This window comes from Acetobacter papayae JCM 25143 (genome assembly GCF_000613285.1).
Lineage (GTDB): Bacteria > Pseudomonadota > Alphaproteobacteria > Acetobacterales > Acetobacteraceae > Acetobacter > Acetobacter papayae.
Map to the genome: position 1 here is coordinate 1 of NZ_BAIN01000075.1, position 10,796 is coordinate 10,796.

Below are 10,796 nucleotides of genomic sequence, written 5' to 3' on the forward strand. Positions count from 1 at the left end.
CTGCGCTGGGCCATTGAAAGAATGCTGACGCGCCTGCGCCCGCTCGCCCCTGCTGAGCGCGTGGCCGCTGCCTATGCCGAGGCCGGCTGATCTGCGATGAAGACGCCGCCCAGAACGAGGCCATCGGTCGCCATGGTCTGGAACTGCTGCGCGCGCTCGGGGCCGGTGGCCGCCGCGTGAATATTCTCACGCATTGCAATGCCGGGTGGATTGCCACGGTGGACTGGGGCACGGCGCTCGCACCGATTTACATGGCGCATGACGAAGGGCTGGATGTGCATGTCTGGGTTGATGAAACCCGCCCGCGCAATCAGGGCGCTGCCCTGACAGCATGGGAACTGGGCAGCCATGGTGTGCCGCATACCGTAATCGCGGATAACGCGGGCGGGCATCTGATGCAGCACGGGCAGGTGGATATTGTTATTGTCGGCACCGACCGCGTGACCCGTTCTGGCGATGTGGCCAATAAAATTGGCACATATCTCAAGGCGCTTGCCGCGCGGGATAATGATGTGCCGTTCTGGGTGGCGCTGCCTTCCACTACCATAGACTGGACGGTTGCAGATGGTATCAGGGAAATTCCCATTGAGGAGCGTGCGGCTTCGGAAGTGACGCATGTTGGCGGACGGGACGAAGCGGGTAACATCACCCGCGTGCAGATCACACCCGATGGGAGTGGTGCCGCCAATCCGGCTTTTGATGTCACACCCGCACGGCTGGTAACAGGGCTGATTACGGAAAAGGGCTGCTGCCCCGCAACACAGGCGGGCCTGCTTTCGCTCTTTCCTGAATTCGGCCAGCAGGAGCAGGCTGTTTGAACGATATGCAAACGCAGGGTGAGGCGGCGTCTGAACGTTTTGATACGCCCTCCACCCGGTTTTTGAGCGCGCATGGCATTGCTTATGTCATGCATGATTACGAGTATGTTTCCGAACCGGGTAAGGTTGGGCTGCATGCGGCGGCGGGTATCGGCATGGAGCAGGGGCATGTGTTCAAAACCCTGCTGGCCGAGATCGATAAAAAACAGGTCGTCTGCGCGGCTATTCCGGTGCACCACCGCGTGGACCTGAACCGGCTGGCCGCCCTGTTCGGGGGCAAGAAGGCCCGCATGCTGCCGCCAGACCGGGCAGAAGCTCTGACCGGTTTTCAGGTGGGCGGGATCAGCCCTTTTGGTGGGCATGCCACCCTGCCTGTGGTGTTTGATTCCAGCCTGTCCGGGTTGGACAGGCTGTATATCAATGGCGGCGGGCGCGGACTGGTGGTGGAACTCGCCCCTGAGGATGCACTGCGCTGCGTGCAGGGTGTTCTGGCGGAAATCAGCACGCCGCCGGGCTGAGGCGCGCTGGTGTTCAATGGACAGGCCGGGGCGGATGTTCCATGGTGGCAGGGTTACGGGAGGGTGCGCCACTCCCGCCCTGCGGGGCAGCCGCACCGAGCAAACCGTACCAAGGCCACTGATCTGGTAGGAAAAACGATGTCGCGCGCGCCTTACGCCGTTCTTCTGGCTCCGCTGTGTCTTGCCGCCTGTGCAACCAGCCCTTCGGCTCCGGTCGCACACGGACACTGGCCGGGTGCCGCGTCTTCAAACTATGGTGGCCATGTGCCGGATTTCGCCACCCGGAATTACGAGCCTTTCAACCGGCAGGATGTGGTGGCTATCGCCATGCGCGAGTGGCGGCTGTTCGGCAGCCCGGTCAATGATGACAACCCGCAGGACAGGCCCGAGCCCGAAAGTGCCGCCATCAAGCCCGAGCGCGCGCCGGGGCTGTGGCAGCGCGTGGGGGAATACTGGTGGATCGGCATGGGGCCGGACATGAAAGAGTCCGCATGGACTGGCAAGCATGACGCCAATGGCGGGCTGTTCCGGTTCGAGCAGGATGGCAGCTACGCTTGGTCGGCTGCGTTTATTTCCTATGTCATGCGTGTGGCGGGGGCGAATGACCGCTTTCCGTATTCGCCCAACCACGCCACTTATATCAATGCGGCTGCGGCCGGGCAGTCACCTGTGCTGCGGGCGCATGATCCGGCGCAATATGCTCCCCGTCCGGGTGATCTGGTATGTGTGGCGCGCGGGGCCAGCCGTTCCACGGTGCGGTTTTCCAGCCTGCCGACAGCTACGGGTTTCCGGCGCATTGCGGTTATGTGGTGGCTACAGGGCAGAGGGGACAGCCTTTTGGCCAGCAGATCAGCATTGTTGGCGGCAACATAGATGACGCCGTGGCCCTGACCCATGTGCCGGTTGACAGCAACGGTCTGCTGGCCGCGCCATCAGGCAGTTATGACCCGCGCTATCCTTGGTGCGCGGTGCTCGAGGTGGTATATGACGCCGAACAGGAACCGGATGCAGGCCAGTAATCCGGGTTTTGTTGGGTCCGTACGCAAAGACAGTATTTTCAAGGCAGAGCTGATGACCGATTGCGCCGTTTCTCCCTCTCATCCCGGCTGGAAAACTCTTTCTGCCGATATGCCCGCCGCTGTGGGGGGAACGCCGCTGGTGCTCCTGCGCCGCGCGTCAGAGGCCACGGGCTGTGAGATATACGGCAAGGCCGAGTTCATGAATCCGGGCGGGTCGGTCAAGGATCGCGCTGCGCTGGCTATTATAGAGGACGCCGAAAAGCGCGGCATTCTCAAGCCGGGTGGCACACTGGTGAAGGCACGGCGGGTAATACCGGCATCGGGCTGACGCTGGTGGCCAATGCGCGGGGTTATCGCTGCGTTATTGTCATGCCCGAAACCCAGAGCCGCGAAAAAATCGGCTTCCTGCGCATGATCGGGGCTGACCTGCGGCTGGTTCCGGCCAAGCCGTATCGCGATCCCGGCAATTATGTGCATGTTTCGCGCAGGCTGTCTGAGGAAAATGGCTGGGTGTGGGCTAACCAGTTCGATAATCTGGCCAACCGTGAAGGCCATCGCGCTACCACAGCGCAGGAAATCTGGCAGCAGATGGGCGGGCGGATCGACGCCTTTACCTGTGCGTGCGGCACCGGCGGTACGCTGGCGGGCACGGCGCTGGGCCTGCATGACGCGGCAAAGCGCGATGGAGTCAAAGCCCCGCAGATCGTGCTGGCGGACCCTGAAGGCTCGGGCCTGTATGGCTGGGTCAAAAATGGGGATCTGTCGGTTGAGGGTTCGTCCATTACCGAAGGGATTGGCCAGTCGCGTGTGACGGGTAACCTCGAAGGCGCACCGATTGACGATGCAGAACGTATTCCCGACCCCGAAGCGCTGGACGTGATTTACGGCCTGCTGGGTGAGGAAGGGCTTTCAGTCGGGGGGTCTTCGGGCATCAATGTCGCGGCGGCCATTCGTACGGCGCGCAGGCTTGGGCCGGGGCACCGGATTGTGACCATTCTGGCCGATGGCGGGGCGCGGTATGAATCCAAGCTGTTCAACCCGGCTTTCCTGCAGGAGAAAAACCTGCCGGTCGCACCTTGGCTGATGGCGGGGACCGAAGGCTGAATAGGGCCTGCTGAGCGATAGCGGATAGAAAAAGGGGCCATTGGCCCCTTTTTTGTTACCCTTGCTGCAAGCGCCTGCGCTCAGGGCAGAATGCGCTTGAGGATATGATAGGCCCGCCTGAAATAGGCCAGACCGTCGGCTTCATCGTTCGAGCGCAGGGCCTGCACCGTACCAAACAGCACGCTATGGGTGCCGACTTCGACAATCTGGCTGATAATGCAGTCAAAGCTGGCTACGGCTTCCTGCAAGGCGGGGGCACCGGTGGCAAGCGTATCCCAGTGGCCGAGGGCAAAGCGCTCTGCCATGCTGTTGGCGCTGGCGAAGTGGCCTGAAAGCTCTTCCTGCGCGGAGGACAGCACGTTCACGCACAAAGGCGCTCCAATATGGAAAGACTCGCGCGCACGGCTGGTCCGGTTCAGGCATACCAGCAGGGTGGGCGGAGTGTCCGTTACGGAACAGACCGCCGAGGCGGTAAAGCCCACGGGGTTTTCCAGAGTTCCGGTGGTGACCACGTTCACAGCTGCGCCAAGTCTGGCCATGGCATCACGATAGGCGCTGGTCTGTGGAGCCGACATCTGCTCTCCTTGTTATATCAGGGTATGTGCCCGTTACCGGTGCTGTTTTGTGCATGAAACAAGGAGGAAAGCAATGACGGAAGCTGTTCTTTCGGAGGTGGAGGGCCTTGCGGTCTCGCGGGTCGGCCATATGGGGCGGTTGGTGCTGGACCGGCCAAAGAAGCTCAACGCGTTGGATGCAGGGCTGGCACAGGGTATCAGTCGGGCGCTTGATGCCTGGCGGGATGATGACAGCGTGCAGGTGGTGCTGATTGAAAGCAGCAGCCCGCGGGCTTTTTGCGCAGGTGGAGATTTGCGGGCTATCCGCGAGGCCCTGCTGGCCCAAGGCGTTGGGCGAGCTTTCGCGCTGATGGACCAAGCTTATGACACCATGCGCCAGCTTGCTGCCTACCCCAAGCCTGTCGTGTCGTTTCTCGATGGTATTACCATGGGGGGCGGTGTGGGGCTTGGCTGTCATGTGCCGTGGCGCGTGGTGACAGAGCGCTCCGTGCTGGCCATGCCCGAAACCGGGATAGGGCTTGTGCCTGATGCTGGTGGCTCGTGGCTGCTTTCACGCACGCAGGGCCTTGCCGGGCTGCGGCTGGCCCTTACAGGAGGGCGTATGGATGGGGCGCAGGCCGTAGCCATGGGGCTGGCGGATATTCATACCCATTCAGAGGCACTGGACAGTTTGCGGGCCGCACTGGCTCACACCCTGCCAGAGCAGGTTTTTGCGTCCGTTCAGTCTGATGCGCCAGCCAAAGCGGCTGTGGCGCTTCCGCCTGAACTGGAGCAGTGCTATGCGGCCGCCACGGTTGCGGAGGTTATGGAGCGGCTACAGGCATGCGACCTGCCACAGGCCCAGCAGGATCTGGAAGACATGCGCCGTGCCAGCCCCTTTTCTCTTGAGGCCGCATGGCATGGTTGGCACCGCGCCCGACAGGTGGACACGCTGGATGCCGCGTTTGATGTGGAGCGTAGCCTTGTGCGGCTGGTGCTTGAACGCCCTGACATTGCAGAGGGTATTCGTGCCCGGCTGGTAGACCGTGATAACGCGCCGGTGTGGCAGCCTGCCCGTCTGGCGGATATTCCAGCCCCGGTATTGCAGGCGTTGCACGTATTGTAAGGCAGAAAGGGAAATAGGCCGAAAAAGCGCAACTGCGGTGTTTTTCGGCCTCCCCCGGCGGGAAGAACCAGCCGGGGGAGCACAAGCCACGGGAGAGTTCGGGAGGGCCGTGGCTTGATGGGGGCGACCGTGTTGGGCCGGCTCAGGCAGCCGCAGTCGTATAGACCACAGGGGCCGGGGCAGGGCGGCCAACCGGCAGCACATCATGGCCGAACTGGGCTTCCAGCACTTCGGCGGCGGCCAGATACACAGCAGAGAAGCCACAGAACAGGCCTTCATACCCGGCAACAATGCTCAGGCCGGGAATTTCAAGCAGTTCCGCAAGGCCCAGCATGGCGAACAGAACGACAAGTGAGCCGAAAATGACCTGATGCGCGCGGGTGGCCCGCAGCGTGCCCACAAACATGAACAGCGTGAACAGGCCCCAGAGCAGCAGGTAGCTGCCGACCATGGCCGGGGTGCTGGCCGGTACGATGCCGGTATGCGGCAGGGCAATAAGGGCTACAAGCGAAATCCAGAACGCACCGTAAGAGACGAAAGCCGTCAGCCCGAAAGTGTTGCCCGAGGGGTATTCAAGCAGGCCCGCCAGAATCTGGGCGGCTCCGCCCACCACCAGACCCATGGCCAGAATGGCCGATCCCATGGGCAGCAGGCCCGAATTGTGGAGGTTGAGCAGGATGGTGGTCAGGCCGAACCCGACAAGCCCAAGCGGGGCAGGGTTGGCTTTTTTGGGAGCAGAGTCACCTGAATGCGCCATGATATGTCTTCTTATTGATAATTGTTTCTATGACATATCTATAAAAGCGCTACGGCGTTCCAGTTCTTTAAAAACGGCTTTAAGCTGATAAAATTAAATTCATTGAGTACACTCTGTTGTTGAGGAACTTTCCTGAATTTGTATAGCCCCGTGTAAAATTTCATGGAAAAACCACATCGTTTCGAAATCGTATTTTTATCGGGGCATGATGGTCACCGCAATGACAGGTGCTCCGGACTGAGCTGAAGCGGGTTCCGCCACAGCATGGATAGGGCCATGGTGATGAAAGAACCCCGGCACAGCCAGAATGATGCTGGCCGCCTGTTCCAGACAGGACACAACGCGATCACGGTTGATGACCAGTCCTTTTTCTTCCGTGGTTATGGTTTCGATCTGGTGGGCGGCATGGCGTAGCGCCTGCGCTGTGGCGGCGGGGTTTGTGTGCAGGCTGGAAAATGCCAGCATGGCGGTTTCCAGCGCTGCGCGCGCCTGAGGGTCCAGCCCGGCATGAGTCACGTTCCAGCGTAGCCGCACGATAAGCCGCCCGAGCGAGAGCACGGTAAAGGCTGCATCCGTGTAGCCTTGGCGGTCCAGCCCCGAGGGCACAAAGGAAAGCCGCATCATCAGCCGGGAGATTTTCTGAAGCTGCATGCCCTCCCATGCAACCCATTGCATGCCCCCGCGTGTGGGGGCATTCGCCAGATGCTGCACCGCGCGAACAAGGGATGAGACGAGGCGCGCCGCATCCAGTCGGTGGTCGGCTGGCAGAATAACGCGGAACACCACCGCCAGCAGGGCACAGGCGGCAAACATGGTCATCCAGTTATTGGTCAGCTCCATATCGTCGTACACAATCGGGTTGTTGACGGAGAGCATCATTGTAAAAAACACGGCGTAACCAAAGGCGGCCAGACTGTAACGCGGGTGGAACTGAAACCACACGCCGGGCAGCAGGAACAGGCACAGCGTCAGCCATAGCAGTGGGTATCCGTCTATGCGGGGCAGGGCCAGCATGTGGCACAGAAAACCCATAGGCACAGCCAGCGCCGTGCCAGCGGCCATCATCGGGCTGGCCTTGGCGGCGGAAGGGGCGGTGGACAGCAGGCTGGAGGCCGCAACTACATAGACAATCAGCAGCGGGCCGGTGCTCCAGTGGAAAACATACCATAAAAGCCCGGCCAGCATGGCAATAAGTGTGCCGCGCGCACCGTTGCGCAGAGCGGTAGGCCAGTCGAGATAGGGCTGGATATCCGCCCCGGATTTGACCGGGGCGCGGCTTGTCAGGTTGTGCAGCGCCAGATCCATCTGCACCAGCGTGTCGCGCGTGTTGTCTAGTGCTGCCAGTACGGCGGGGGGCTGCGGTTCATGGGCCAGTCGTTCGAGTGCCTGTAGCGCTTCGCGCAGGCAGGCTGTCAGGGGGCTTGGGTCTTCCAGCCATGCGGGGTTTTCGGTCAGTTCCAGCAGGCGGGCCAGCGTGTCGGCCATCTGGGCATGAATGGCGTGGGTTTCTTGCCCGGCTTCTTCAAGGCTCAGCCAGTAGGGGTGGTAGCTGACAATCAGCCCGGTCAGACGACTGAGGGCAAGGCGCAGGTTGCGCACGCGCGCGAGCATGTCCGGGTCGTCTGTTGCGGCATATTCAACCGCGGGAGCCAGACCGGCCATATGGGCGAGCAATTTGCTGCGGCTGTCATAAACAGGCTGGGGCAGAGCGCGAAAGCTGGTCAGGCTGGCTGTGCGCTCGGCGTTTTCAAGCTGTTCCAGCGCATCGGCTGGCACAGTGGCCGTGCGGCTGCTTTCAGCCGAGTGGAACAGCCAGGCATGCCGCACCGTATCGCGGAAAGCCCCGCCCAGCCCGGTCATGACATTGCCCGGCTTGCGCGGAGAGGTAATCATGAACACGCAGGCTGTAACCACAACCCCGACCGTAACAGCCGAAAGTCTGCTCATGGCGGACAGGAAAATGCCTTCGGGCTCCGCAAAGGCGGGAGAGGCGATGATGACGATGGTATAGCCCGTCAGCACGGCAGCGTAGGCGCGGAAATAGCGAAGAAAGGTCGCTACCGCGCAGGCAATGCCGACAAACACCGCCAGCGCCATGAAATAGAGCACGGGCGACTGGATAAAGGCCGCCATGATGCCAACGCTGATGGTCGCGCCAATTAGCGTGCCGATGATACGCCACAGGCTTTTTGAAACCATGGCCCCCACGGTGGGGTTGGCCACGATCATGACCGTGGTGGCCGCACTGATGGGGGACTGGAGCTGGAACAGGAAAGCCAGAAACACCGCAATGCCAATGGACAGGAAAACCCGCCCCGCATAGGCGCTGGTTGCGAGAAAGCCTTTCCAGCGGCTTCATCGCCAAAAGGGGTCAGGCTCAGCAGGCGTGACAGCCCCGCCGACAGGCTGTGCCAGCCGGCCAGTGCGGGGAGTGCGTGCTGCGTGGCCTGCGGATCAGGGCGCATGGGTGTGCTCCTGTCCCGGGCCTGCGTGCGGGGTGGTATCAGGCAGTGGGTTTTGCAGCGCTTCGGTTGCCGGGTCCGGGCTGGCCAGCAGGGTTGTCAGGCCTGTAATCAGGGTGGCGATGGTCTCGGGGGGCAGGGCGGCGCGGTTTTCGTGTTCCAACCCGGTCGCGATCTGGTGGAACAGGGCGCATTGCGCCTGCCCGGCCTGTGTCAGCATAAGGCGTTTGGCCCGCCGGTCCTGCCTGTCTGGCTGGCGCGAGACCAGCCCCTGTTTTTCAAGCATATCCAGCACCCGTACCAGAGCCGAGCAGTCTACGTTCATGGCGCAGGCTAGATCGCTCTGGGTTGCGCCATCGGGCAGCATGGTCAGGTAGGCCAGCGGGCGCATTAGCGCCATGGTCATGCCGTGCGGGCGCAGGGCGCGGTCCAGCCGGGTGCGCCATAACGTGGCCAGCCGCATGATGCGCAGGGTCAGTTCCATGTCTGGAAAACGGGTTTCGTCCAGCGTGATGCTGGCGCGCGCTTCAGTCATGTCGGCCCCTGAGTGTTAGGATGGATATATTTGATATGAAAAATATTTAGTTATAATATATAGCCAGCCTCCACTTTTGGTCAATCACCCCTCCCTTCACACGCAGGCGACGGGCCGTGTGGGCCATATGGCGGCCCTGCTATGCCGATGTGATCAGAACGTTTTGAGTGCCCATCGCCCGCAAGACGTGCTTTGTTCGACTCCGGTGCTGAGGAAGGATGAAACATGCAGTCTTTTTCCCTGTTGCTGGTCAGGCATGCCCGTGTGCAGGTGCCGCAGGGTGTCTGCTACGGTCGTACGGATGTGGTGCTGCATCCCGGCTGGGAGAAAATAGTTTCCGGCCTGTCAGTGCTGGCGCGTGGTGTAGGCGGACGGGTGGTGCATACCTCGCCCGCGCAGCGCTGCCTGCATATGGCCCAGCGGCTTGCCTCGGCCACGGGGATGGAACTGCGGGTCGATGAGCGGCTGGCCGAGCTTGATTTCGGGCAGTGGGAAGGTAAGAGCTGGCAGGAGATCGGCCGGGCCGCACTGGACGACTGGGCAGCCAGCCCGGAGCATTTTACGCCCCCCGGTGGTGAGAGCGGGCAGGCCCTGCGCCAGCGGGTGCGGGCGTTCTGGCGGGAGATGCGCGAGGCGGGCAAGGCGGCCTGTGTTGTCTCCCACGGTGGCCCCTTGAGGGTGCTGAGCGCACTGGCCGAAGGGCATGGGCCTGACCTGCTGCGCCCCTCCATGCCGCAAGGTTCGGCGCGGCTGTGGCAGGTGACGCAGACTGTGCAGGAAGAGGCGCAGTCAGTCGCAGCGCATTCCTGACTGCTCCTGTGTGAACGCGGCTCTTTCGAGCCACATTGTGGAGCCTGACGGAAGGGGCTGCGTCAGGGCTGTGGGTGGCCTAGCGGTTGATCCAGCGGCGGCGTGCGGGGTTGCGGCGCTCCCAGCCCCGGCGTTCCAGCTCGGGGGTTGCGGCGGGTTCGCGCGCATAGCCAACGCAGAGATAGGCCACGAACTGCCAGTTGGGGTCTATGCTAAGGGTTGCGGTCACTTCTGCCGGGTTCAGAATGGAAACCCAGCCTACCCCCACACCATGGGCCGTGGCCGTCAGCCAGAAAGTATGTACAGCCATAACGGCTGACCATGTGGTGGTTTCGGGCATGGTGGCACGGCCCAGCCCACGGCCCTGAGCCGGTGCGCGGTCGCAGAAGACAGCGATATGGTGCGGCGCGTCGTCCAGCCCCGAGAGCTTGAGTGTTGCGTAGCGATGGGCGTCCTCTCCGCTGCGGCCTTCGAGTTCGCGGCTGTTGCAGCGAATGAAGTTTTGCCGGATAGCCGCGCGGCGCTCGGGGGTGTTTATGCGCACGAACCGCCATGGTTCGCTCAGCCCGACAGAGGGTGCCAGACAGGTGGCGTGGAGTAGAGTTTCAAGCAGGCCATCAGGGAGGGGCTGCGTGAGAAAGTGCCGGACATCGCGCCGCCATGTCAGGAGAGTTTCCCAATCACGCTGCGCCGCGGCGGAAAAGACAGGTGCGGTCATGCCTTATCATGCGGGGTAGCGGGATTTCCCGCAAGCGGGGCTGTATGCACGAGGGGGCTGGCCATACGGCGCGGGGTCAGAAAAACCCGGGTATCTGTGCCAGTGTGGCAAGGGTGACCAGCACCAGTGTTTCGGTCAGTACGGCGCACGCACCCAGTACATCACCCGTATAGCCGCCCAGCATCCGCAGGGCAGCTCTGGCTGTCAGCACGGCAGTCAGGGCGGCAACAAGCAGTGCGCCCAGCATGGAGGCCAGACTGGCGGCAGGCATGGGGTGTATGATGCAGCCCAGTAAGGCGGCCCCCAGCACGCAAAGCAAAGCGCCAAGCAGGGCAAGCAGAAAGGGGCGGCGGGGCAGGGGGTAGAGCATGCGGG

Annotated in this window: 10 protein-coding genes and 3 pseudogenes; 6 read left to right on the forward strand and 7 right to left on the reverse strand. The window is 62.2% G+C overall.

The features are described 5' to 3' along the window. The 4 genes and pseudogenes from mtnA to JCM25143_RS19555 all read left to right on the forward strand — a co-directional run. A pseudogene (mtnA, locus tag JCM25143_RS19545) lies at positions 1-818 on the forward strand (S-methyl-5-thioribose-1-phosphate isomerase); the annotation flags it as partial. A 5-nt stretch (positions 819-823) separates the two neighbouring features. Continuing rightward, complete coding sequence (locus tag JCM25143_RS12920) at positions 824-1,336, forward strand: aminoacyl-tRNA deacylase (RefSeq protein ID WP_025861508.1); 513 nt, start codon at positions 824-826, stop codon at positions 1,334-1,336. A gap of 465 nt (positions 1,337-1,801) precedes the next feature. Next, positions 1,802-2,355 (forward strand): annotated as a pseudogene (locus JCM25143_RS24230) (DUF2272 domain-containing protein). A 109-nt stretch (positions 2,356-2,464) separates the two neighbouring features. Next, positions 2,465-3,459, forward strand: a pseudogene (locus JCM25143_RS19555) (cysteine synthase A). A gap of 80 nt (positions 3,460-3,539) precedes the next feature. Here the strand turns inward: JCM25143_RS19555 and JCM25143_RS12935 are convergent. Next, entirely contained in the window at positions 3,540-4,034 is a 495-nt protein-coding gene (locus JCM25143_RS12935) for a flavin reductase (RefSeq protein ID WP_025861509.1), read from the reverse strand. 73 nt (positions 4,035-4,107) lie between these two features. On the opposite strand from JCM25143_RS12935, the gene JCM25143_RS12940 reads away from it, so the two are divergent. Further along, on the forward strand, positions 4,108-5,139 hold the full coding sequence (locus tag JCM25143_RS12940; protein WP_025861510.1) for an enoyl-CoA hydratase/isomerase family protein: 1,032 nt from the start codon (positions 4,108-4,110) through the stop codon (positions 5,137-5,139). Between the two features lie 142 nt (positions 5,140-5,281). Here JCM25143_RS12940 and JCM25143_RS12945 read toward each other — a convergent pair whose 3' ends face one another. The 4 genes from JCM25143_RS12945 to JCM25143_RS19560 form a co-directional block, all read right to left on the reverse strand. Then, positions 5,282-5,896: an acetate uptake transporter gene (locus JCM25143_RS12945; RefSeq protein ID WP_025861511.1), complete on the reverse strand. Its 615-nt coding sequence runs from the start codon at positions 5,894-5,896 to the stop codon at positions 5,282-5,284. 195 nt (positions 5,897-6,091) lie between these two features. Further along, positions 6,092-8,200 (reverse strand): FUSC family protein, encoded by a 2,109-nt coding sequence (locus JCM25143_RS12950; protein ID WP_081773584.1) that lies wholly within the window; start codon positions 8,198-8,200, stop codon positions 6,092-6,094. Further along, the gene (locus JCM25143_RS22445; protein ID WP_159101650.1) at positions 8,122-8,361 is read right to left on the reverse strand and encodes a hypothetical protein; all 240 of its coding nucleotides are present in this window, start codon (positions 8,359-8,361) and stop codon (positions 8,122-8,124) included. The genes JCM25143_RS12950 and JCM25143_RS22445 overlap by 79 nt, the downstream gene beginning before the upstream one ends. Continuing rightward, positions 8,351-8,893, reverse strand: coding sequence for a MarR family winged helix-turn-helix transcriptional regulator (locus JCM25143_RS19560; RefSeq protein WP_051543359.1), 543 nt, complete (start codon positions 8,891-8,893; stop codon positions 8,351-8,353). The genes JCM25143_RS22445 and JCM25143_RS19560 overlap by 11 nt, the downstream gene beginning before the upstream one ends. Positions 8,894-9,118: 225 nt before the next feature. Here JCM25143_RS19560 and JCM25143_RS12960 point away from each other — a divergent pair, with 225 nt between their 5' ends. Next, positions 9,119-9,703, forward strand: a complete 585-nt coding sequence (locus JCM25143_RS12960; RefSeq protein ID WP_025861513.1) for a histidine phosphatase family protein — start codon at positions 9,119-9,121, stop codon at positions 9,701-9,703. Between the two features lie 79 nt (positions 9,704-9,782). On the opposite strand, the gene bluB is transcribed toward JCM25143_RS12960, so the two are convergent. Together bluB and JCM25143_RS19565 are read right to left on the reverse strand one after the other, a co-directional pair. After that, a complete protein-coding gene (bluB, locus tag JCM25143_RS12965; protein WP_025861514.1) occupies positions 9,783-10,421 on the reverse strand; it encodes a 5,6-dimethylbenzimidazole synthase in 639 nt (212 codons plus the stop codon). A 76-nt stretch (positions 10,422-10,497) separates the two neighbouring features. Then, positions 10,498-10,796: adenosylcobinamide-GDP ribazoletransferase (locus tag JCM25143_RS19565; RefSeq protein ID WP_199897884.1), on the reverse strand; the 299-nt coding region annotated here is incomplete at its 5' end.